A 22,247-nucleotide genomic window follows, 5' to 3' on the forward strand; every position below is an offset into this window, starting at 1 on the left:
GAATCGGAAATCAAAAAAGCGGATCAAGATCGCGGATCAAACGCATCGCGGCAGGCTTCGCCGATAAACACCAGCAGGGAAAGAATCAGCGCCAAGGCAAAAAAAGCCGTCAGCCCCAGCCACGGGGCTTGCAGGTTGTTTTTGCCCTGGCCGATCAGTTCACCCAGCGAGGCACTGCCCGCCGGCATGCCGAAACCGAGAAAATCCAGGGCAGACAACGTGGCAATCGCACCCGTGAGGATGAACGGCAAGTAGGTCAGCGTGGCACTCATGGCGTTCGGCAGGATGTGGCGCCACATCACCTGGCCGTCACCGACACCCAGGGCCCGCGCGGCTTTCACGTACTCCAGGCTACGGCTGCGCAGGAACTCGGCGCGCACCACGTCGACCAGGCTGAGCCAGGAGAACAGCGCCATGATCCCCAACAGCCACCAGAAATTCGGTTCGACGAAACCCGACAAAATGATCAGCAGGTACAACACCGGCAGCCCCGACCAGACCTCCAGCAAACGCTGGCCGAGCAAGTCGACCCAGCCGCCGTAATACCCTTGCAACGCCCCGGCAACGATGCCGATCAGCGCGCTGACAGCGGTCAGTGCCAGGGCAAACAACAGCGACACCCGCGTGCCGAAAATCACCCGCGCCAACACGTCACGGGCCTGGTCGTCGGTGCCCAGCCAGTTCTGTGCGGAGGGCGGGCTTGGCGCTGGCTCGGTCAGGTCGTAGTTGAGTGTGTCGAAGTCGAACGGGATCGGCGCAAACAGCAACCACCCGCCCTGCCCTTCGATCAACTGGCGCACCGAGGCGCTGCGATAGTCCGGCTGAAACGGCAGTTGCCCGCCGAAATCCTGCTCGGTGTAGCGCTTGAACGCCGGGAAGTACCACTGGCCCTCATAGGACACCAGCAGCGGTTTGTCGTTGGCCAGCAGTTCACCGCCCAGACTCAGCCCGAACAACCCAAGGAACAGCCACAACGACCACCAACCACGGCGATGCGCCTTGAAACGCTGCCAGCGGCGCTGGCCCACAGGAGACAACGCAACCATCAGGCAGTCCTCGCGGAAAAGTCGATGCGCGGGTCGACCAGGCTGTAGCAGAGGTCGCCGAGCAGTTTTATCAGCAGGCCGAACAGGGTGAAAATGAACAGCGAACCGAACACCACCGGGTAGTCCCGCGCCACTGCTGCTTCGTAACTCATGCGGCCCAGGCCATCGAGGGAGAAGATCACCTCGATCAGCAGCGAACCGCCGAAAAACACCGTCACCAAGGCCTGGGGCAAACCGGCGACCACCAACAGCATGGCGTTGCGGAACACATGGCCGTACAGCACCCGCCGTTCGCTCAGCCCCTTGGCGCGGGCCGTCACCACGTAGAGCCTGGAAATCTCATTGAGGAAGCTGTTTTTGGTAAGCAGGGTCAACGTTGCGAAACCGCCGATCACCAGCGCGCTGACCGGCAGCACCAAGTGCCAGAAGTAGTCGGCGACTTTGCCCGGCGCCGACAGCTGATCGAAGTTTTCCGAGACCAGCCCCCGCACCGGAAACCAGTCCAGCGCCGTGCCCCCGCCGAACACCACGATCAGCAGCAACGCGAACAGAAACCCCGGCATCGCGTAACCGACGATGATCGCCGCACTGCTCCAGACGTCGAACGCCGAGCCGTGGTGAATGGCCTTGCGAATCCCCAGCGGGATCGACACCAGGTAAGTGATGAGCGTCGCCCACAACCCCAGCGACAAGGTCACTGGAAGCTTCTGCGCGATCAGCTCGGTGACCGTGGCGCCCCGGAAGAAACTCGAACCGAAGTCCAGCCGCGCATAGCTCTTGAGCATCAGCCACAAGCGTTCACTCGCCGGTTTGTCGAAGCCGTACTGACGCTCGATATCGGCCACCAGTTTGGGGTCCAGCCCTCGGGTGGCGCGGGACTCGCCACCGACGCTTTCGACATGCCCGCCACCCACGGCCAACGACACGCCAATCCCCTGGAGCCGGGCAATGGCCTGCTCCACCGGACCACCCGGCGCAGCCTGGACGATGGCGAAATTGACCAACAGGATGCACAGCAACGTCGGCACGATCAGCAGCAACCGCCGCACGCTATAAGCCAACATGGGAATACTCCTGAGTGCGCTGTTTCATCTGGGATTGGCTCAACGCCTGAGGGCTGATTTCCCACCAGGTTTCCAGCCCCACGTCATACCGCGGCGCAATTGCCGGACGGCCGAAACGGTTCCACCAGACCGTGGAAATCCCCGGCGGGTAATAGTTGGGAATCCAGTAGTAGCCCCACTGCAACACCCGATCCAGTGCGCGGGCGTGGTTGAGCATGCTGGCGCGGCTGTCGGCCTGGACCAACCCGGTGAGCAGTCCGTCGACCGCCGCGTCGCGCAGCACCATGTAGTTGTTGGAGCCCGGATCGTCAGCCCCCTCGGCGCCGAAGTAATTGAACATCTCGCGGCCCGGGGCCTGGGTCACCGGGTAGCCGACGACGATCATGTCGTAGTCGCGGCTGCGCACCCGATTGGTGTACTGGGCCGTGTCGACCTGGCGGATGTCGAAGCCGATGCCGATCTGCGCCAGGTTGCGTTTGAACGGCAGCAGCAACCGCTCAAAACCTTTCTGGCCATTGAGGAAGGTGAAGTGCAAGGGTTCGCCGGCAGCGTTCACCAGTTGATCGCCCTTGGGCGTCCAGCCAGCCTCTTCCAGTAATTTGAGGGCCTGCAACTGCTGACCACGGACAATCCCGCTGCCGTCGGTGTGCGGTGCCTCGAACACCTGGCTGAACACCTCGTCGGGGATCTTCCCGCGCCAGGGTTCGAGGATTTTCAACTCTTCGGCTCCTGGCAACGCCACCGCCGACAACTCGCTTTGGGAAAAGTAACTGCGCTGGCGCATGTACATGCCGCGCATCATTTGCCGATTGCTCCATTCGAAATCCCACAGCAGCGCAATCGCCTGGCGCACGCGACGGTCCTGAAACATCGGCTTTTGCAGGTTGAAGATGAACCCCTGCGCGCCCTGCGCCGCACCGGGGGCCAGGTGCTCACGTTGCAACCGTCCCTCGTCCAGCGCCGCGCCGGCGTAACCGATGGTGAACCCGGTGGCGGAGAACTCGCGGTTGTAGTCAAAGCCCCCGGCCTTGAGGATCTGCCGGGACACCTCGGTGTCGGCAAAGAACTCCACGCGCAGGCTGTCAAAGTTGTACAGCCCACGGGACACCGGCAAGTCCTGTCCCCACCAGTGTTTGACCCGCTCGAAGTTGACGCTGCGGCCGGCGTCCACCGACGTGACGCGATACGGTCCGCTGCCCAGCGGCGCCTCGAAACCGCCGCCATCGGCAAAGTTGCGCGTGCGCCACCAGTGCTCCGGCAGCACCGGCAAGGTCGCGAGGTCCAGTGCCAGAGTGCGGCTGTCGCTGTTTTTAAGGACGAACCGCACCTGGGTCGGCGACTCGACGACCACTTCGCCGACATCCGCAAACTGCTGGCGGTACTTGAGGCTGCCCTGGGTGGTGAGCAATTCGAAGGTGTAACGCACGTCCTCGGCGCTGATCGGGCGGCCATCGGCGAACTGTGCGTTCGGGTTCAGGTAAAACCGCAACCACGAGCGGTCCGGCGCCAGCTCCATGCGCTGGGCCACCAGACCGTACACGCTGTAGGGCTCGTCCTTGGAACGGTAGGCCAGCGGCGCGTAGACCCAACCGTCGATTTCGGCGACGCCGGTGCCCTTGTCGACATACGGAATCAGATGATCGAACGGCCCGCCTTCCAGTGACGAGCGGCGCAAACTGCCGCCCTTCGGCGCATCCGGGTTGACGTAGTCGAAGTGCTGGAAACCGGCTGGGTATTTGGGAGCTTCGCCGTAGACCGTGAGGGCGGTTTGCGGAGCCGCCAGCAAGGCCTGGCTGACGAGCAGGCCGAGCCAGGAAGCGAAAACAAGGCGTAGTGACATGGGCGTTTGATCCTTCAGACCGGATCAGCACGGCTGACGCTGCTCGCCTGCCTGTCATGTGCAACAGGCAGGCGGTTTTTATAGAGCGTCATTTAGAACCATTGGTTACTAAAAACCGTCCTGACCATTGATTGAGCACATCCTCAAAAGTTGTAACTGACCCGCGTAAACAGCGTCCGCCCGTACGGGTCGGTGTAGCGCGGGTCGTAGCCGCTCTGGAAGGTGTAGGTCTGGTTGCTGAACGGTGGCTCGCGGTCGAAGAGGTTTTTCACCCCGAGGGTCACGCCCAGCGTCTTGCGCCATTGGTAGGTGCCGGACAAATCCCACAGGTTGTAGGAGCCGACCCGGGCGTGCGTCTCCCGGTCGTAGTCGTTGTAACCGGTGGTGAAGCGGTTGCTCAACGTCGCGCCCAGCGGACCTTTGCTCCAGGTCGCCGTCGCTAGGTGTTTCCAGCGGGCGATGACGCCGACGCCCTGGAAGTCGCCAACGTTGTCCAGGTACTTGCCGCCGATCTGCTGCTGGAAGTCGTAACGGCTGACGTAGGTGCCCTGCAAGCCCAGGCCGAATTGACCGTAGGCACTTTCCGGGAAACGGTAATCCAGGCTCAGGTCGACACCGCTGGTCTTGACCTTGCCCAGGTTGGCCAGCCCGGTCACGACGTGATCGATAGAACCGTCGGCCTTGCGCACGATCCGATCGGCGTACTGATCCGGGTTGGCGAACACCGCCGATTCGGGGAACTCGGCGATCTGGTTGGCGATCTTGATCCACCAGAAGTCGACGCCCACGTTCAGCGCACTGAACGGCTGATAGACAAACCCCAGGGTGACGTTGCGGGCAGTTTCCGGGCTCAGGTCGGTGTTGCCACCGGTCTTGTTGTTGTACTGCTGGGCGCAGTCGCGGTTGGCGATCCCGCCATTGCTTGGCGTACCGCCTGCGCACAGACGCGGATCGTTGTAGTTGGCGCTGGTGAAGGTGGTGTAAGTCGGGTTGTACAACTCATACAACGACGGTGCACGGAAGCCTTCACTGTAGGCGCCCCGCACCACCAGCTCACGGAACGGCTGGAAGCGGAACGAGTACTTCGGGTTGGTGGTGCTGCCAAAATCGCTGTACTTGTCGTGACGAATGGCCGCGGACAGTTCCAGGCTGTCGAGCACCGGCACGTTGACTTCGGCGTATTGGGCCTTCAAGTCCCGGTCACCGCTGACGCTGGCGTTGGGGTCCACGCCCAGGCTCTGTACATTGCCGGCAAAGCCTGCGATGTCCTGATGGAATTCTTCCTTGCGAAACTCGCCGCCCAACGCCAGGCCGGTAGGGCCGGCACCGAACCAGTCGCCAATCTCGCGGCTGACGCGGCCGTCCAGGCCTTTCACCCGGCCGACCGACGTCCGGTAATCGCCGCTCAGGGCGTTGTCGCGCAAGTACGCCTGCCCGCCTGCCGTTTGCGGACCGAACGGGTTGAGGACGCCATTGGCCAATCCAGCGCCGGCCGCACGGTCATCGACGTAACCGCTGTCGATGCTGCTGATCACCTTGTTCTGGTTGTACGAGGCGCCGACGTCATAGTCCCAACCGGCCACGCTGCCGTCGAAACTCAACAGCAGCCGCTGGCCGGTATTCTGCGAGGTCTGCTGACGCGGGCCGAGGGCCGATTCACGCCAGTTGACGTTCACCGGTTGCGTGGCGTCCAGGGCAAAGCCGTTGGGGCCGGGTGTGATGCCGTTGCCGGGGTAGAACGCCGTGCCGGGGTTGATGTGCTGACCGGTCAGGGTGCCCGGGCCGACCTGGGTTTCGTTGTTGTTGCGCGCCCAGAAGTACTCCAGGTTGACGTTGTGATCGTCCGCCAGTTTGCCGGTGGCCTTGGTGAACACCGAGGTTTTTTCGGTTTCCGGGATCAGGTCCAGGTAACTCCACAGGCTCTGGCGGCAAATACCGTTGCGGGCGATCAACCCCGGCGCGTTGCAACCGCTGGCCGCCAAGGGGTTGGTGGCGTTGGCGCCCTGGCTCCAGTTGGCCGGGTTGGCGGTGCCGGAACTGTAATCCAGGCCACGGCTTGGCTGGTAGTTGTAGGTGTAGGCGCGGTCCTTGGCCCCCAGGTGCTCCTGTTTGTCGTAGTTGGCCACGGCAAAGACGTTGAAGCGGTCTTCCTGCAAATCGCCAAAGCCCCAACTGCCGCTGAAGTTCTGGCTGTCGCCGCCACCGGAGTGGGTCGGCGTCTCGTAACCGGTGGTGAACTGACCGTCGGTCAAACCCTTCTTGGTGATGAAGTTGATCACCCCGCCAATCGCATCGGTGCCGTACAGCGCCGACGCACCGTCGCGCAGGATTTCCACCCGGTCGATGGCCGCGAAGGGAATGGTGTTGAGGTCCACCGAGGCGCCGTCGATGGCGTTGTTGCCCAACCGCCGGCCGTTGAGCAGCACCAGGGTCTTGTTCGAACCGATGCCGCGCAAATCGGCAAATGACGCACCGCCCGTGTCCGAACCGACCGAGCGGCTGGAGTTGTTCACCGACTGGTTGCCCGACAACCGCCCGACCAGTTCTTCGGTGCTGGTCACGCCCTGCTTGCGCAGGTCTTCAGCCTTGAGAATGGTCACCGGCACCGCCGTTTCGGCATCGACCCGGCGAATCGCCGTGCCGGTGACTTCGACCCGTTGCAACTGCGTGGTCGGTTCGGCGTAAGCCGTCGGCGTGGCAACGGTAGCGCTACGCGGCTCCGCGGTCACCACCACGCCATCGGCGCTGGCCTGATCGGTCAAGCCGCTGCCCTGCAAGGCCAAATGCAAGGCCTGGGCTTGCGTCAGGCGCCCCTGAATCGCCGGCGCCTGAATACCGGCCACCCGCGACTGTTCAAAGGAAATCGGCACGCCAGCCTGCCGGGAAATGCCCAGCAGCGTCTGGTCCAGAGGACCGGCCGGCAGATTGAAATCGGCGCTGCTGGCAGCCAGCGCCGGCAACGTGTTCAAGGCAAGCAGCAAGGCCAGGCTCAAAGGGGATTTGTGGGGTGAAAATCGAATCATGGACAACCATCCCTGCGTTAGGTTTATGCAGGGATGTGCAACGGCGAGAGGGTTTTTATAGGGCGGCGTTTAGACCGAAGCATGCTGACCTTATGCCCTTTGATCGCCCCCACGTGCCAGGCGTGCGCGGCGCGTGGGAACGATCACCTGCGAGCCTCAACTGCCGAAGTGATAACTCCCGCCCAGCCACCATTGCCGACCCTACGGCCTTGAGGTCCGCGGTGCCGCTTTGGGTGTCAATGTGTCTGCAGGGAATGAGCAGCGACCCTGGGGATTTTACAGGGCGCAGCTTAGGCACAGTGGCTATGGCGTTATAACCGGGGCTCGATGCTGACCCAATAGGCGCTGTGGTAAGTCACCCGAATCGGCAGCGAGCGCTCAAGCAATTGCAGCGTGCGGTCGCTGTCGTCCAGCGGATAGATACCGCTGAGGCGCACACCGGCGACCTCGGGGCTGAGGCGCACGATGCCGCGCCGATAGTCACGCAGGCTGTCGATGACCTCGCTCAAGGGTCGATCCCGCGCTTCGAGCAAGCCTTGGGTCCAGGCACTTTCATGGCCCTTGGCACGCTCCACTGCCAGGATGCCGTGCTCATCGAAGCGCACACTGTCACCGGCCTCGGCCACGTGACGGGCGCCGCTGGCGGTGGTGATTTCAACCTGTGAATGCAGCATCACCAGCCGCGTCGACTGATCCGTGCGCTGCACCAGAAACCGCGTCCCCAAGGCACGTAGCCGACCGTGTTCGGTCTGGACCACAAACGGCCGCCCAGGGTCATGCGCCACGTCCACCAGCAGTTCGCCGGCCTGCAACTGCAACAAGCGTTGGCCGGGATCAAACCGCACAACCACCCGGCTGCGTGCGTTAAGCGTCAGCGCACTGCTGTCATCGAGGGCGAAGTCTTGACGCTCGCCCGTGCCGGTGTGCAACTCGCCCGCCTCAGGCAGCAGACCGTAACGCCGACCCAGCACACCCGTGACCAGCGCCACGCCCAGCACGCTCAGACTGCCACCGATAAAACGTCGGCGACTCGACGGTGCGTTCAGGCTGTGCAGCAGACTTTCACGCGGCACCGTGCGCAACGCATGGCTGCGCAGCGCACTGAGACCGCCGCTCATCATGTCGATCACCGCTTCGTGATGGGGATCGGCGGCGCGCCAGTCATTGAAGGCCTGAAACGCCTGGGCACTGACCTCACCCGATTGCAGCAGGGCCATCCATTGCGCCGCGTCGTCGATCACGGCCTGATCCGGTCGCGAGCGGCTCATGCCTCGGCCATCGCCTGATAGCAGCGCTTGAATGCGTCCGCCATGTATTGCTGCACGCGGCTGGTGGAAACCCCCAGCAACTGGCCGATTTCGCTGTACGTCAGGCCATCGAGTTGATGATAGAGAAACGCCGCCCGAGCCTTGGCCGACAGCCCGTTGAGCAAGCGGTCGGCGGCCAGCAGCGCTTCGACCACCAACGCCCGCTCCTCGGGCGAGGCATGCACCGGGGTCGGCGCCAGCGCCAGGCTTTCGATATACGCACGCTCCAGGTCCTGGCGGCGCCAGCCCTCGTAGACCAGTCGCCGGGCGATGGTGGTGAGCAGCGCCCGGGGTTCGCGAATGGCCAGCGGATCGGCCAGGGCCAGCACCCGCACGAAGGTCTCGGAGGCAATGTCCTGCGCACTGTGCGGGCAACCGAGCGCACGGCTGACTGAGGTGCACAGCCAGTGATAGTCGCTTTTGAACATCTGCCCGATCACCTGGTAGTGAGGGTTCTGAATCGCACCCATGCCTTGCTCCCTCATAAAACGGGTCCGACCCGTTTCGTAACGTCTGGTTCTGCCGCGGTTGACCCGGCTCAGGATTAGGGAAGCGACTGTGCAACAGCGCTGAATACAATTGAAGTAATTAAAAATTAACGCATGCGAACTTTATGGAATATGCAACTGGTCGGCTCAAGGAAATTCAGCCACCACAAGATTGATCTCGGTCAGCAGAACCCGCTCCGGGAGCGACTAACCTCGCGCTTCCATCAAAAGGCCACGGACGGCTGATTGGAAGTCGTCCGGCCACGCATTCTCAAGGAAGAGTCAAACCATGCGTCCCCTGAAGATCGTTCTGCTGTCCTCGGCTTTCAACGGCCTGACCCAACGTGCCTGGCTGGACCTGCGCCAGTCGGGTCACGAACCCAGCGTGGTGCTGTTCACCACCGAAGCCGAAGTCTGCGAACGCATTGAAGCCTCAGGCGCCGACCTGGTGATCTGCCCGTTCCTCAAGGACCGCGTTCCTCAACAGTTGTGGAGCAACCGCCAGCGCCCACTCGTCATCATCCACCCCGGTATCGTCGGTGATCGCGGGGCCAGCGCCCTGGACTGGGTCATCACCCAGCAAGTCACTCGCTGGGGCGTCACCGCCCTGCAAGCGGTGGAAGAGATGGACGCCGGACCGATCTGGTCGACCTACGAATTCAATGTGCCCGAAGGTGTGCGCAAATCCGAGCTGTACAACGGCCCGGTTGCCGACGCAGCGATTTACTGCATTCGCGACGTGGTGGAAAAATTCGGCAGCGATTTTGTCCCGGCCCCGCTCGACTACACTCGGCCCAATGTTCTGGGGCGCCTGCAACCGAACATGAAGCAGGCTGACCGGATGTTCAGTTGGCACGATTGCGCGCGCTTCATCAAACGCAGCATCGACGCCGCCGACGGACAACCCGGCGTACTGGCCAGTCTGGCCGGTGGTCAGTACTACGTGTACGACGCACACCTGGACACCCGCAGCGGCATTCCGGGAGAGATCCTCGCGGTGCACGACGACGCGGTGCTGGTGGCGGCCGGTGATCAGAGCCTGTGGATCGGCTCGCTCAAACGCAAGGCCCAACCGGGTGAAGAAACCTTCAAACTGCCGGCCCGGCATATCCTGGCCGGGCAACTGGAAAACGTGCCGACACTCGACTGGTCGGTGTCCAGCCAGCCGTTCAGTGATGAAGCCTATCAGCCGATCCGCTACCGCGAATCAGGCCATGTCGGCGAGCTGACGTTCGAGTTCTACAACGGCGCCATGAGCACCGAACAATGCCAGCGACTGGTCGAGGCCTTGCGCTGGGCCAAGGCCCGGGACACCAAAGTGCTGCTGATCAAGGGCGGCCGGGCGAACTTCTCCAACGGCGTTCACCTCAACGTGATTCAGGCGGCGCCCGTGCCGGGCCTGGAAGCCTGGGCCAACATCCAGGCGATCGACGACGTCTGCGAAGAACTGCTGACCGCACGGCAACTGGTGGTCAGCGGCCTGACCGGCAGTGCCGGGGCTGGCGGCGTGATGCTGGCGCTGGCCGCCGACATCGTGTTCGCCCGGGCCAACATCGTGCTCAACCCTCATTACAAAACCATGGGCCTGTACGGCTCGGAGTACTGGACCTACAGCCTGCCCCGCGCCGTCGGCAGCGCCATGGCCGAAAAACTCACGCAGGACTGCCTGCCGGTCAGCACCTTCCAGGCCCAGAAATGGGGAATGATTCAGGAAGTCGGCCCGCGCTGCCCGCACGAATTCGGCCTGTGGCTGCTGCAACGGGCCAACAGCACCTTGACTGATCCCCGCTACGCCGAGGTTCGCCAACGCAAGACCAACGGCGACCTGCAACGCATCCAGCAATGCCGCGAAGCAGAACTGGCGCAGATGCACCTGGACATGGTGCAGAACCGTCACCAGTTCGCCGAGAAGTGCCGCAACTTCGTCTACAAACGCAAAACTTGCCAGACCCCGCAACGCTTGATCGCACCGTGGGCCATGGAGCGTGAAGCAGAGCTGATCGCCTGATCCACCACGCCCTCAAACGCCAGCCTGCGTCCGGCTCCGTCCGGACGCAGGTTTGGTGCTGACCCACCATCATCGGTGGCGCAGGCATTGCTTGCGCTATTGAGCCTTGGGCAGAAGTCGTCCGCGCAGTGCCCGGCAGAGCAGCGCTTGCTCTACACTGCCGGTCACTTTTCAGTACGCGCCCCCTCATGGACATCGAACTCGCCCGCACTTTTCTGGAAATCGTTCGCTGCGGCAGCCTGGCTGCCGCCGCCGAGAAACTGCACGTGACGCAAACCGCGATCACCGCACGGGTGCAGAAACTCGAAAGCCAGCTCACCAGCACCTTGTTCGTGCGCAACCGCGCCGGCGCCCGACTGACCGCCGACGGCGAAGCCTTCGTGGTCTACGCCAATCAACTGGTGCAAACCTGGGAAGCGGCGCGCCGCGACCTGCCGTTGCCGGAAGGCTATCGCAACGTGCTGCACATCGGTGGCGAGGTGAGTCTGTGCAACCCGTTGATGCTCAGTTGGGCCCGCGCCCTGCGTGAGCACATTCCCAGCCACGCCTTGCGCACGGAAATCCGCGACGGAGAGCACCTGTTGAAGCAACTGGAAATGGGCGTGCTGGATGCCGCGCTGGTGTTCCAGCCCGAGTACTGGCCGCGCCTGCAAGTGGAGCAGTTGCTGGAAGAGAAACTGATTCAGGTCCGCTTGCCCACCCGGCCAGAACCCTATGTGTACATCGACTGGGGCAAAGACTTTTGTCGGCGACACGACGCGGCACTGCCCGACAAGGCAAAAGCTGCGCTGAGCTTCAACCTCGGGCCACTGGCCTTGCAGTACATTCTGGAAAACGGCGGCGCGGGTTACTTCCGCACCCGCGTGGTTCAGACCTACCTGGACAGCGGCGTGCTGGAACGGGTGCCCAAGGCACCGGAGTTCAGCTACCCGACGTATCTGGTGTATTCCCGCGACCGCGATTCGGCCGTTTTGCAGCAGGCATTCGCGTTGCTGCGCGACGTGGTCAAGGCTGACGGGGACTGGTCCCAGCGCTGGAATCCGCTGTTCTGAAAACGGGGGCTGACACACCCGCCCCCGTGAGCAGTTTTAGGGCATTGCCTGCTCGGCCAGCAAGGACGGTGAAGCGCTCGACGCGCAGGACCTGGACAACCTGGCAAGCGCCACATCGAAGTGGGGCTGAGTGCCCCACAGGTTCCGCTCACCCAGAATGAACAGGTAGTGCCTGGCGCGGGTGACGGCCACGTTCAGCAGATTGGGACGCGAGGCCGCCCAGTCGATGGCGCCGCCACGGGTGGCGTCACAGCCGAGCACGAAGAACACGATATCGGCCTCCTTGCCCTGAAAGGTGTGGACCGTGCCAATGCTGGCTTTCGCCCACGAGTCCAGATCCTTCGGCACCGGTAGCTCGGAGCCCGTCAACGCTGTCTCCCAGGTTGTACGCTGACCCAACAGGCTCAGCAGGCCCTCCTTCACTTCGCGAAACGGCGTGATCACAAACACCGCCGGCATCCGTGCGCCGTGCTCGGCAAACCCTTCGGCGTACAGCTGGAGCAATGCCTGGAGCAGTCGCTGCCCTTGGGTCGCGACATACTTGGTGCCGGCCTCACCCTGCCCGCCGATGTCCCACCACGCGCTGGGGCCCAGCACCGGATGGGCACTGACGGCGCCAGGCCTGGCGTGCTTCATCCGGTCGGCATAGGCGATCGCATTGGCAATCTCGAACATCGGGTTGTCGCAGCGCCGGTGCATGACCAGGGGAATCCCGATGAACGCTTGTTGATCGACGGGATGCCGCACGCCGAAGGCATAACCACGGTCGGCCAGGCTTTGCACCGAATGACTGTCGACGGCGTAGCGTGAGCACTGCGTGTCGAGCCAGTGCTTGCCCAGGCTGGCAAGCAGGCGCGTGGACTGGGTCACCACCGGTTCGATCTGCAACGGGTCCCCCACCACCACAACGCGCCGGGCGCGCATGATTGCGCCGACCGCCGCTTGCGGAGGCGCTTGCCCGGCTTCGTCAATAATCAGCCAGCCGAGGGATTCAGGTTCCAGGCCGCTGAACTGGGAACGGATCGAGGCGAAGGTGCTCGACACCACCGGCGTCAACATGAAAAACCACTGCCACAACGCTTTTCGCGCAGCCAACAACGGAGGTCGGTCGAGCATGGCACTCAGGGCGAAGAGTGTCTTGCGCTCCGCAACCTCAAGGAAAAACGCCTGGTGCAGCACCATCGCCGCGCTGAACAGCTCGCTGCGCGCTTCGTTCATGCGGGCGCCTTGCCAGAAGGCCTTTTCCTGATTGGCGTGGCTGTCCAGTGAAGCGCCGTCCCACAGGTTGACGTCGCAAGTCTTCAACAAGGCCGGCACGTCATGCAGATGGCTTTCAAAGGTTTTGACGAAGTCCCGCGCCGTGCAGGCGTCGGTCCATTCTTTCAAAAGGGGCTTGCGAAACCATTGCGCCAGCCAGCGAAACAGCGCCGGGCCAAGCTTGCGCTCCAGCCCTTGAACCTGCGTCTCAAGGCGTGTGAGCAGGCGTGCTGCACCTTCGGTCAACGACGTGAGGTTGCTCGCGCTCAAGGTCGGCGCGGCAGGCCATAGCGCCTGGAGCGCCTTCCAGTCACGCTGCAAATCGGCGTACAGCGTTGCCAGTATCTCAAGCTGTGCGCGCAACTGATCATGCACCTCGCGGGCCTTCAGAAAGCGCTGCTTGGCCACTTGAAAACCCGGCTGAACACTTTCGGTGACGGACTTGTAGCGCCAGTAGGTCATGGCGCCGACGCTGTCCCAGCTTTGCCAGTCCACCTTGTCATTGCCCAGAAAACGGAATCCCGGCGTGTCACCGGGCGTTGCCGCACGGTTGCCGAAGATGTCCTTGAAACGTCGACGGTTGGCTTTTTTCCCCAGTGCGGCCGACACCAGACCCCATACCGGCTCCGGCACGCTCCAGGGTTTGTCTCCCTTTACTCCGGCATAACGGGTCGCCACTTCCGTGAAATAACCCAGCGTACTGGCCCGGGCCGGGTCGATGCCCTTGAGTTGCGGCAACTCCAGAGAGAGGTTTTCCACCGCGCCGTTGTTGGTCGACGCCACGAGTATTTCGAAACCGGTCAAGGCCTCGGACAACACTGGAATTGTGTAGGTGTCGCCGGCGAACACGGCCTCGACAGTACGCCCGCTCAAACCATGTTTCGCCTCCGCCAGCCCCGACAGCACCTGCGCCCGCTCCACCACCAGGTGAGCGATCAGGTCACGCAACAGCGTGGTCTTGCCGGTGCCGGGCGGGCCATTGACAGCCAGGATCTCACCCTCGCCCATGGCGCGCATTTTGTTCAAGGCAAACTGCTGCATCAGCGACTGAACATGCCGGGACTCGGACGGCCAGCGCCCGCCGATGCCGTTTGCCGGACGCAGTGTTTCGCGAATCGCTTCCTGGCCGAGAGGGCCGTCGAGATCGAGCTTGGTCGCGTCGACCGCGCTCAGGTACGCCTTCAGTGCCCTGGGCGGATTGGCTGAGGCCAACACGCGTTTGGCGTGGGCCAGATCGTGCACATAGAAGCTATTGAGGATCGGCAGCTCTGCGCTCGGCTCTTGCTCTTCAAGCGCTTCGGCAGCCGCTTCGGGCTCGACAGTGCGGTTTTTGGACGACTTTGGCAGCGGCCACGCATCCAGGTAGGCCAACGAGGCTTCGGGTGGCGTGAACAGGGCCCATTCCTTCAAGCGCTCGACCCAGCGCGCCAACGAGTCGGCCCCGAATACTTTGTGCTCCTGCCGCGACCAATCGTCCTCCAGGTCGCGTTTGAGCGTCGCCACGCTGGCCTCGAAACTTTCTGCGCACAGCGCACTGATGCCTTGCTCAACCAAGCGGCCCATGGCCCAGGGCAAGGTCGACAGACTGAACCCCTGAAAATCCGGTACACCCGCCTCGTCAAGACTCAGCCGGGCAAAACAGGTCAGCCCGGTCGGGGCCATTTCGCCATCTCGCACGCGGGTGATTTCGTCCACCTGCGGCCCGTCGACATACTGCTCGATCAGCCCCGTAGCATGCGCCGCCTCGAACGGCAGCAGGTAAAGCACCCGCCGACGCGCAACATAGGTGTCCCAGGTGCCATTGCTCAGGGACCGCTCATCCAGTAACTCGACACTGCGCGAGCGACGGGCTTTTTCCAGTGGCTGGTCAAGGTTGTAGGCATTGAAAAACTCGACGCTGTGCCAGAAATTCAGCACGCGGTCTGTTGGGGTCATCGTCATGATGAAAAGCCATCCATAGAAAATCTGCCGCCGAAAATACACGACCCGTCCACCCCCGTCGAACCTTGCGGGCCCTGCATCTTGAATACGATTGGGCGGATAATCCGTACACAGCTAGTCTGCTTTACATAACAACGACAACAGGACGGTCGCGATGAGACAAACCACTCAGGCGTTCCGTGCTCGCTACCGAGCCGGTGTGCACCCGCACTACAACCCGTGGCTGCATGGCGGCTTCGTGCTGTTTTTTGGGCTGCTGGCCATGGTGTTCTTCGCCAGCACCGTGCATCAGGTGCAACCGCTGGAATGGTTGAGCGTGCCGCTGACCTTGCTGCTGGCCAACGCCGGCATCTACCTCGTGCACCGCCAGTTAGGCCATCACAAACGAGGCCTGGCGCAGATGTTCTATGCTCGCCACACGGGTGATCACCACAGCTTTTTCACCCCCGGCCACATGGCGTATGAAGACGCCCGGGACTGGCGAGTGATTCTGTTCCCGGCCTGGCTGATCGTGGTCCACAGCCTGCTGCTGACCCTGCCCGCCTGGTGGTTGCTCACCCAACTCAACACCAACGTCGCCGGGTTGTTCGGCGCCTGCATGGTCCTCGCTTACCTGACGTATGAGGTATTCCATGCGTGCGAGCATTTGCCGTCGAGCCATCCGGTTTCACGCCTGCCGTGGGTCCGCCAGATGCGCCGCCTGCATGAACTGCATCACCGGCGCGAGCTGATGCAGGAGCGCAATTTCAATATCGTCCTGCCGTTGATGGACTACCTTTTTGGCACGCTGTATTGGGAGCCCGAACCCGACCATGGCGTTTTCCAGCCTGCGAGGACGTCCATGACACGCCTACAGCACCGAATCGACATTGCGCGTCCACCCTATGAAGTGCTCGCCTACGCCAGTACCGCCACGCACTGGCCGCAATGGCACCCTTCATCGCTGAAGGTCGACGGCCAACCGGGGCCGCTGCATGCCGGTGCACGTTTCGAAGAGGACATCCATGCCGGTGGCCGCGCCGGGCACTTGAGCTGGGAAGTCAACGAGTACCTGCCAGGCCTGCGTTGGAGCGCACGGGCCCAGGGCAATCACGGCCTGGAGCTGGTGGTGACCTACGAGTGCACCGCCGACGGCGCGGGCACGCGATTCATCCGCACGCTGGACTATCGCTTCAGTGGTTTGCTGATGCGTATCACCAACCGGCTACTGCTCAAGCGGCGCATCGAACGGGAATCGGCAGCCTCGATGCTGGCGCTGCGCGAGATGGCACAACACGCGATACCGATCTCGACCGGAGCACTCGCAGAATGAATCGAATCCGCTTACGCACCGCGTTTACGCTGCTGGTGATCCTCGTCCTGGCCTTTCTGCTGCTGGCACCGACGAAGGTTCAACCGGTCGCCTGGGCGCCTTCGACGGCCCCTTCACTGACGACCGGGGTCTACGCTGAAAACCAGACACTCAAAGCACTCGAAATGGCCGGTGCGCCGAACATCAACGGGCCGGAAGCGCTGTTGCTGGAGGACGGTTTTCTCATTACCGGCCTGCACGACGGCCGGGTGGTTCGTACCTCCATTGATGGCAAAACCCTCGACGTGCTGATCAACACTGGCGGCAGGCCGCTGGGGCTGGCGCGGCATCCGGATGGCCGGTTGATCATCGCCGACGGGGTCAAAGGGTTGTTGGCCCTGGACGCACACGGCCAGTTAAGTACGTTGAGCCGTGAGGTCGACGGCGTGCCGTTCGGTTTTACCAACGATGTGACGCTCGACCGCGCCGGGCACTACGCCTATTTCAGCGATTCATCCAGCCGCTGGGGTTACGGCCAGGACGGTGAGGCCATCATCGAGCATGGGGGCGACGGACGCCTGCTGCGCTACGACTTCCAGACCGGTAAAACGCAACAATTGCTCGATCGGCTGGAGTTCGCCAACGGTGTGACGCTAGGCCCGGACGAGGCTTTCGTGCTGGTCAATGAGACCGGCGCCTATCGCATCTCCCGCTATTGGCTCAGCGGGCCGAAGGCTGGCAGCCATGATCTGTTCATCGACAACCTGCCAGGGCTGCCGGACAACCTGGCCTTCAACGGTCACAACCGTTTCTGGGTCGCCCTGTATGCACCGCGCAGTGCCCTGCTTGACGGCACTGCCGGGCGGCCGTATCTGCGCAAGATGCTTGTACGCGCCATGATGGTTCTGCCCAAACCGGTGGAGAACCGTGCCTTTGTGCTGGGGCTGGATGAGGAAGGAAAGGTTATCGCGAACCTGCAAGACGCCAGCCGCGGCAACTATTCACCGCTTACGACCGCGCGCGAGTATGGCGACTGGTTGTACTTCGGCTCACTGACGGCCAGCCACATGGCACGATTGCCGCTCGGCAAAGCGCTGCAACATCCGAAAAACTGAAGTCAAAAAGCCCGACCTTTCGGCCGGGCTTAAACAGGTGTCTCAACGTGGATTCTACGGCTTGTCACGCACGTGATCGGGCGTCTTCGCGGTTTCATCGCCCTCGTCCAATGACCATGCACCTTCGCTTTCCGGCCACTCATCCAAACCCGGCTCGCTGTCTGGATGGACGGTGGTGCGACCCGGACTCAGGCGTTCAGGGGCAATCGGTATCGGGTCATAACCGCCCTGTTCTTCGCTGGGAAATTTGGGCTTGTGCATGGAACACCTCACAGGGAGCCTGAAAGCATTCAGGCCCTGTTCATTAGAGGAGCCGGGCGAGACTACTGTTCCCCTTGACGGCTCACCGGCTATCGGCCGTTCAAGGTCAGCGCTTCCAGTTGCTGGACGATCTTGTCCTTGACCAACGACCGCTTCTGTTTGAGCTTTTTCAGTTGGTCATCGGTCGGCGCATCCGAAGCGGCCGTTTCGGCGGCCACCACCTCGGCGTCCGCCTGCGAATACTGATTGAGCAGTGAATCGAGTCGAGGATCCTGCTTGCGTTTCTCCAGAATGTCTTCTTTCGTGCAGCTCAGGTCCTGGTAAAGGTCATGGGTCACCGGCATGGAACACCTCCGTTTGTTGATCGGTGGCGAACATTATTGAAAACGTTCACCAATCATCAGAATGGCCTCGCCTGCGCCATTCTGTCGACCGTCAATCAGACCAGTGGTGTCCGTTCGTCGCCTGGGCGCCCGACGAGCATTGCACTCGCCCGGCGCTGACGGTCACTCAGTCGGTGCCGTACTTCGGCGAACGTGGGCCGTACAACAAACCGGCCGGTTGCCCCGCCGACAACAGGCGGTTGCTGGTGATACCGGCAATCGGATGGCCGGCGTCGGTCGAGCTGTTGATGATCTGCTTGACCGCCGCGGTGATCAACATGCCCACCAGGCCACCGGCATTGTTGTTATTACCTTCCTCGCTCGACGCCCTGGCCGAACCGGTCCACAGGGTGGTACCGGTTTTCAGGTCGACCAGTTTCGCGCTGGCCGTGACCACGGTTTCACTGGCGATCACCATGTACCGGGTGCCGTAGTCGCTGACCGTGATGTACAGCGCCGCATCGGCACCGAAAATCTCGTTCAGTTTGTTCGGGGCCACTTCATGGATGTCCGCCGGGGTGCTCAGGCCGTTCTGACGAAACGTCTCGTCGACCAGCGCGATGGGCAGCACGTAGTACCCCGCTTCGGCCAGCGGAAAGGTCACTTGCGACAACAGGCTGTAGGACGCCTTGATGTCCGGGGACTGGTTCAACGGCGGCAGCACCAGGATGGTCTTGGGACGGCTTTGCTTGTAGGCCGCGTAATCCACGGTCTTGGGTTTGACGCAGCCACCCAGCAAGGCCAGTGCCAACAGACCGGCGAACAGTTTCAATGCGCGCGTGCTCATTTACCGTCTCCGGTCTTGGCATTCTTCAGCAGAAAGTCCATGTAGGTCGACGACTCTGGAAACAGGGTCTTTTCGGTCCGCAACTGCTGCACCATCTGGTCATCCTTGCCCATGCTCAGGTACAGCAACCCGAGGTGCGCGTGGTAACCCGGCGGCACAGCCTTGCCGGTGGACTGGATTTTTTGCAGGTCGCGTTCCAGCGCTTCGGCCTGGGCTTCCTTGGGTTCTTCACCCTTGAAATACTCGTACACCTGTGGCTCGTAGCCTTCCCACTGGTAAAGGGTTTTCGGGCCGGCGCAGCCGCTGAGCAGCACGCTGGCAAGCAGCCCAGCCGCCAGGCGCGATGACGATACGTAAGTCTTGAACATGTGTGAACTTTTCCCTGTCATTACTGCTGATCAGTTGCCCGGTTTCCAGGCACCGGCGTTGATCCCGTCTACCAGGCGGTTGATCGCCTCGCGCATGGCCAGGTCCAGGACCTTGCCGTTGAGGGTCGAATCGTAGGCAGCGGTGCCGCCGAAGCCGATGACCTCACGGTTGGACAAGGCGTATTCGCCGGCGCCCTGGGTCGAATAAACCACTTCGGAAGTGCTGATGTTGACGATGTTCAGGTTGACCTTGGCGTACGCCACCTGGGTCTTGCCGCGTCCCAGAATGCCGAACAGTTGATGGTCGCCGATTTCCTTGCGACCAAACTCGGTGACATCGCCGGTGACCACGTAATCCGCGCCCTTGAGCCGCTGGACCTGACCCTTGATGGCCGCTTCCTGGGCGATTTCACCCATGTTGTCGCGGTCCAGCACGTTAAAACGGTTGGTCTGTTGCAAGTGAGTAATCAGGATCGTCTTGGCCTGACCGCCGAGGCGATCAACACCGTCGGAGAAGATGCCGCGCATGTAGCTGGAGCGGTTATCGAACTTGCCGACTGCCATCGGAACGCGCACGCCGGCCCAGGGACGACTGGCGCTTTCAACCTTTTCAATCGGCAGCGCCCGAGAGCTTTCCGTCGCACAACCGGCCATGCCGCCCAGTGCCGCAATTGTTACGCCCGACAGCAAAACCCTTGAGATCAATCTCACTCTGCATTCCCCTGATAAAACCGATAAACCGCTGTTTGATGTCCGGCCACGGCGCACGCCAAAGCCACTGATAACAGGGCTTGCATGGGCGTGGGGACCGGATAGACGTGACGTGCTGAACGTCAGCGGCCGCAATTATGCCAAAGTGCCATCAGTGCGAACAGGCAAATAAAAATATTGGCGCTGTTTTATTGACTCAAGGCGCTCAAGCCATGGCGCAGCAAGGCCAGCAAATGAGCACCTCGCAATGAGTGAGGCTGCCATGCAGTGAACGGTCTTATGCCGGATTGCGCTTGAGGATCCGGTCCATCACCCAGTCAGTCTTCAAGGCCTGCTCTGCCACGGCCGGGTGGGAAACGTCGCCGCGAATGTGGGCATTCATGCCAAGCACATGGTGCCACTGGATGTGTTCGGGGTGATCAATGTGCAGGCTGAGGGTTTCGTCAGCCTGCAACTGCACCGGATGCTCATCGAACACCGAGAAGACGATCCGGCCTTGGCTGCCGATCAGCTCTACGCGGTCCTCGCGGCGGTCCGCGACAAAGTTCCAGCAGCCCATGCCCAGCGCGCCCGAGGCGAAGCGCCAACTGGCGCTCACCGCATCTTCAGCGGCATACAGCCCGGCCTGATGGGCGGTGAAACCGGCCACTTCGACGATGTCGCCCAACAGGTACTGAAACAGGTCCAGGCCATGGCTGGCCAGGTCGGCGAAATAGCCGCCACCGGCAATGCGCGGGTCGGTGCGCCAGTTGGCGCTACCGCTCTGGTCCGCCGCTGTCGGGGCTTTGGTCAGGGTCCAGCTCAGGTGCCGGACCTCGCCGATCCGCCCTTCCTGCAACCATTGCCGCACCTGCTGAAAGCGTGGCAGGGAGCGTCGGTAATAGGACACGAAAAGGTGCAGGCCCGCGTCAGAAAAATCCTGCTGCATCTGCAGGCTCTGTCCGGCATTGAGCGACATCGGCTTCTCGACGCAGCAATGCTTGCCGGCCGCCGCGACTTGCAGGCTATAGGCATGATGGCTGTCGGGCGGCGTGGCAATGTACACCGCGTCCACCTCGGGGTCCGCGATCAAGGACGCGGCGTCGGCGTAAACCCTGGCGATGCCGTGACGTGCCGCGTAATCCTGCGCAGCGGCCAGCCGTCGCCCCATCACCGCCACCAGCGCCGAGCCCGGCGCCTTGTAGAAGGCAGGCCCGCTCTTGCGTTCGGCGACGCTGCCACAGCCAATCATTGCCCACCGCACTGTCTTCATGCCGCACTCCCTGACCTGTTGTCACTCAAGCGATGTGCAGTGCCCGCACATCCAGGCGACCGTCCTTCAACGGCGGGCACCAGTAGTAACCGCCGGTGATCGGCCGACTCATGCGATACAAACCGTCGGTGATGCCGTCTTCCAGCCCGCTCATGCGCCGCAGTTGGACTTCGAAGGCATTCAGGGAGAAGCCGAAAGCCAGAAACATCAGGCCCGCGCGATCGCCTTCAATCCACGGCATCGAACGGCGAACCACGAACGCTTCAGGGGAAAAACTTTCCTGGGCGGTACGTTTGACGTGAGCAGAAATCGGCGCGTCGTCGAGCTCTTCGTTGTCGCTCTTGCGACGGCCCATGATGTGGTCCTGCGCCTGGGAGGGCAGTGCGTTGAAGCCTTCCAGGTCGTGCTGCCATTGCTGAATGGCCGCGAAACTGCCACCAACCAGACCGTCGGCCCCTTCGCTCACCAGGGCTGCGGCCACGGCGGCTTCGTCGTGAGGGTTTTCGGTGCCGTCTTCGTAGCCGGTCAGGTCGTGGCCGTTCATGTGGCGGAACGCCTCGTTCATCTGCACCAGACGCAAGGCCGGTGCCAGTGCGGTTTCAATCGCGCGGCTGCGGTACAGCAATTCGCCACGGTCCTCACCGTGCAACCAGCACCAGAGCGCGTGCTGGGTCGACGGGTTATCGACCCCCACGCCGGTCAGCGCCGGGAACACCCGCAAGCCTTCGATCTGCACACCCAACGCCTGAACCAGTGACTCGCCAAAACCGACCACCGCCGATTTCCCGTCCACCAGCGCCATCAACCTTTCAATGGCCAAAGGCAGTGCCTCAACGGACTCGAGGGCAAAAAACAGATGGCGCGCCTGCGGCGGAACAGGGGTGGCGAGAATGCCCGGCTGGTAGTAACTCATGAGAACTCCTCTGGAAAGGCGCAAAGTTTACCCGGCACATGACGGTTTGTGTGGTTTGAAAGACCGCTGATTGATACCCGTCAACATCGCCCCGCGCATGTCGATGCCAGATGCCGTAACCGCCCTGCTCTGCCCTTGTC

General features: G+C 62.3%; 18 protein-coding genes. 4 read left to right on the forward strand and 14 right to left on the reverse strand.

Features of this window, described 5'->3' with window-relative positions; genetic code table 11:
* Positions 1–23: 23 nt before the first annotated feature.
* The 6 genes from AABM54_RS15840 to AABM54_RS15865 all read right to left on the reverse strand — a co-directional run bounded on the left by AABM54_RS15840 (position 24) and on the right by AABM54_RS15865 (position 8,750).
* The gene (locus AABM54_RS15840) at positions 24–1,046 is read right to left on the reverse strand and encodes an ABC transporter permease (protein WP_347900930.1); all 1,023 of its coding nucleotides are present in this window, start codon (positions 1,044–1,046) and stop codon (positions 24–26) included.
* The gene (locus AABM54_RS15845) at positions 1,046–2,110 is read right to left on the reverse strand and encodes a microcin C ABC transporter permease YejB (protein ID WP_347900931.1); all 1,065 of its coding nucleotides are present in this window, start codon (positions 2,108–2,110) and stop codon (positions 1,046–1,048) included. The genes AABM54_RS15840 and AABM54_RS15845 overlap by 1 nt, the downstream gene beginning before the upstream one ends.
* On the reverse strand, positions 2,097–3,950 hold the full coding sequence (locus tag AABM54_RS15850) for an extracellular solute-binding protein (protein WP_347900932.1): 1,854 nt from the start codon (positions 3,948–3,950) through the stop codon (positions 2,097–2,099). The genes AABM54_RS15845 and AABM54_RS15850 overlap by 14 nt, the downstream gene beginning before the upstream one ends.
* 143 nt (positions 3,951–4,093) lie before the next feature.
* Positions 4,094–6,973 carry a TonB-dependent receptor gene (locus tag AABM54_RS15855; RefSeq protein ID WP_347900934.1) on the reverse strand — a complete coding sequence of 960 codons (2,880 nt, stop codon included), beginning with the start codon at positions 6,971–6,973 and terminating at the stop codon, positions 4,094–4,096.
* A gap of 311 nt (positions 6,974–7,284) precedes the next feature.
* Positions 7,285–8,241, reverse strand: a complete 957-nt coding sequence (locus AABM54_RS15860; RefSeq protein WP_347900936.1) for a FecR family protein — start codon at positions 8,239–8,241, stop codon at positions 7,285–7,287.
* Complete coding sequence (locus tag AABM54_RS15865; protein ID WP_347900938.1) at positions 8,238–8,750, reverse strand: sigma-70 family RNA polymerase sigma factor; 513 nt, start codon at positions 8,748–8,750, stop codon at positions 8,238–8,240. Before AABM54_RS15865 ends, AABM54_RS15860 begins: the two co-directional genes overlap by 4 nt.
* 307 nt (positions 8,751–9,057) lie before the next feature.
* Between AABM54_RS15865 and AABM54_RS15870 the strand changes: the two genes are divergently transcribed.
* Both AABM54_RS15870 and AABM54_RS15875 read left to right on the forward strand, forming a co-directional pair.
* Positions 9,058–10,776: a hydrogenase maturation protein gene (locus AABM54_RS15870; RefSeq protein ID WP_347900939.1), complete on the forward strand. Its 1,719-nt coding sequence runs from the start codon at positions 9,058–9,060 to the stop codon at positions 10,774–10,776.
* Between the two features lie 188 nt (positions 10,777–10,964).
* Positions 10,965–11,828 (forward strand): LysR family transcriptional regulator, encoded by an 864-nt coding sequence (locus AABM54_RS15875; RefSeq protein ID WP_347900940.1) that lies wholly within the window; start codon positions 10,965–10,967, stop codon positions 11,826–11,828.
* Positions 11,829–11,864: 36 nt separating this feature from the next.
* On the opposite strand, the gene AABM54_RS15880 is transcribed toward AABM54_RS15875, so the two are convergent.
* Complete coding sequence (locus tag AABM54_RS15880; protein WP_347900942.1) at positions 11,865–15,026, reverse strand: AAA domain-containing protein; 3,162 nt, start codon at positions 15,024–15,026, stop codon at positions 11,865–11,867.
* 154 nt (positions 15,027–15,180) lie between these two features.
* Between AABM54_RS15880 and AABM54_RS15885 the strand changes: the two genes are divergently transcribed.
* Together AABM54_RS15885 and AABM54_RS15890 are read left to right on the forward strand one after the other, a co-directional pair.
* Positions 15,181–16,338, forward strand: coding sequence for an SRPBCC family protein (locus AABM54_RS15885; RefSeq protein ID WP_347900944.1), 1,158 nt, complete (start codon positions 15,181–15,183; stop codon positions 16,336–16,338).
* Entirely contained in the window at positions 16,335–17,432 is a 1,098-nt protein-coding gene (locus AABM54_RS15890) for an SMP-30/gluconolactonase/LRE family protein (protein WP_347900946.1), read from the forward strand. Before AABM54_RS15885 ends, AABM54_RS15890 begins: the two co-directional genes overlap by 4 nt.
* Before the next feature lie 54 nt (positions 17,433–17,486).
* On the opposite strand, the gene AABM54_RS15895 is transcribed toward AABM54_RS15890, so the two are convergent.
* From AABM54_RS15895 to AABM54_RS15925, 7 genes are all read right to left on the reverse strand, one after another.
* Complete coding sequence (locus AABM54_RS15895; RefSeq protein ID WP_347900947.1) at positions 17,487–17,693, reverse strand: hypothetical protein; 207 nt, start codon at positions 17,691–17,693, stop codon at positions 17,487–17,489.
* 89 nt (positions 17,694–17,782) lie between these two features.
* Positions 17,783–18,037: a DUF465 domain-containing protein gene (locus AABM54_RS15900; protein WP_347900948.1), complete on the reverse strand. Its 255-nt coding sequence runs from the start codon at positions 18,035–18,037 to the stop codon at positions 17,783–17,785.
* Between the two features lie 166 nt (positions 18,038–18,203).
* Positions 18,204–18,863, reverse strand: a complete 660-nt coding sequence (locus tag AABM54_RS15905; protein WP_347900949.1) for a DUF799 domain-containing protein — start codon at positions 18,861–18,863, stop codon at positions 18,204–18,206.
* Positions 18,860–19,231 carry a DUF4810 domain-containing protein gene (locus AABM54_RS15910; RefSeq protein ID WP_347900950.1) on the reverse strand — a complete coding sequence of 124 codons (372 nt, stop codon included), beginning with the start codon at positions 19,229–19,231 and terminating at the stop codon, positions 18,860–18,862. Before AABM54_RS15910 ends, AABM54_RS15905 begins: the two co-directional genes overlap by 4 nt.
* A 30-nt stretch (positions 19,232–19,261) precedes the next feature.
* Complete coding sequence (locus AABM54_RS15915; protein ID WP_347906222.1) at positions 19,262–19,885, reverse strand: CsgG/HfaB family protein; 624 nt, start codon at positions 19,883–19,885, stop codon at positions 19,262–19,264.
* 334 nt (positions 19,886–20,219) lie between these two features.
* A complete protein-coding gene (locus AABM54_RS15920; RefSeq protein WP_347900951.1) occupies positions 20,220–21,194 on the reverse strand; it encodes a Gfo/Idh/MocA family oxidoreductase in 975 nt (324 codons plus the stop codon).
* Between the two features lie 25 nt (positions 21,195–21,219).
* Positions 21,220–22,107, reverse strand: a complete 888-nt coding sequence (locus AABM54_RS15925) for a Dyp-type peroxidase (protein WP_347900952.1) — start codon at positions 22,105–22,107, stop codon at positions 21,220–21,222.
* Between the last annotated feature and the right edge of the window lie 140 nt (positions 22,108–22,247).

Source organism: Pseudomonas purpurea, assembly GCF_039908635.1.
GTDB classification, from domain to species: domain Bacteria; phylum Pseudomonadota; class Gammaproteobacteria; order Pseudomonadales; family Pseudomonadaceae; genus Aquipseudomonas; species Aquipseudomonas purpurea.

Coding starts and splice junctions, on each gene's coding strand:
- AABM54_RS15850 (WP_347900932.1), bottom strand. CDS start 3,950: ATGTCACTACGCCTTGTTTTCGCTTCCTGGCTCGGCCTGCTCGTCAGC.
- AABM54_RS15910 (WP_347900950.1), bottom strand. CDS start 19,231: ATGTTCAAGACTTACGTATCGTCATCGCGCCTGGCGGCTGGGCTGCTT.
- AABM54_RS15840 (WP_347900930.1), bottom strand. CDS start 1,046: ATGGTTGCGTTGTCTCCTGTGGGCCAGCGCCGCTGGCAGCGTTTCAAG.
- AABM54_RS15890 (WP_347900946.1), top strand. CDS start 16,335: ATGAATCGAATCCGCTTACGCACCGCGTTTACGCTGCTGGTGATCCTC.
- AABM54_RS15860 (WP_347900936.1), bottom strand. CDS start 8,241: ATGAGCCGCTCGCGACCGGATCAGGCCGTGATCGACGACGCGGCGCAA.
- AABM54_RS15925 (WP_347900952.1), bottom strand. CDS start 22,107: ATGAGTTACTACCAGCCGGGCATTCTCGCCACCCCTGTTCCGCCGCAG.
- AABM54_RS15880 (WP_347900942.1), bottom strand. CDS start 15,026: ATGACGATGACCCCAACAGACCGCGTGCTGAATTTCTGGCACAGCGTC.
- AABM54_RS15895 (WP_347900947.1), bottom strand. CDS start 17,693: ATGCACAAGCCCAAATTTCCCAGCGAAGAACAGGGCGGTTATGACCCG.
- AABM54_RS15915 (WP_347906222.1), bottom strand. CDS start 19,885: ATGGCCGGTTGTGCGACGGAAAGCTCTCGGGCGCTGCCGATTGAAAAG.
- AABM54_RS15920 (WP_347900951.1), bottom strand. CDS start 21,194: ATGAAGACAGTGCGGTGGGCAATGATTGGCTGTGGCAGCGTCGCCGAA.
- AABM54_RS15875 (WP_347900940.1), top strand. CDS start 10,965: ATGGACATCGAACTCGCCCGCACTTTTCTGGAAATCGTTCGCTGCGGC.
- AABM54_RS15870 (WP_347900939.1), top strand. CDS start 9,058: ATGCGTCCCCTGAAGATCGTTCTGCTGTCCTCGGCTTTCAACGGCCTG.
- AABM54_RS15885 (WP_347900944.1), top strand. CDS start 15,181: ATGAGACAAACCACTCAGGCGTTCCGTGCTCGCTACCGAGCCGGTGTG.
- AABM54_RS15900 (WP_347900948.1), bottom strand. CDS start 18,037: ATGCCGGTGACCCATGACCTTTACCAGGACCTGAGCTGCACGAAAGAA.
- AABM54_RS15855 (WP_347900934.1), bottom strand. CDS start 6,973: ATGATTCGATTTTCACCCCACAAATCCCCTTTGAGCCTGGCCTTGCTG.
- AABM54_RS15905 (WP_347900949.1), bottom strand. CDS start 18,863: ATGAGCACGCGCGCATTGAAACTGTTCGCCGGTCTGTTGGCACTGGCC.
- AABM54_RS15865 (WP_347900938.1), bottom strand. CDS start 8,750: ATGGGTGCGATTCAGAACCCTCACTACCAGGTGATCGGGCAGATGTTC.
- AABM54_RS15845 (WP_347900931.1), bottom strand. CDS start 2,110: ATGTTGGCTTATAGCGTGCGGCGGTTGCTGCTGATCGTGCCGACGTTG.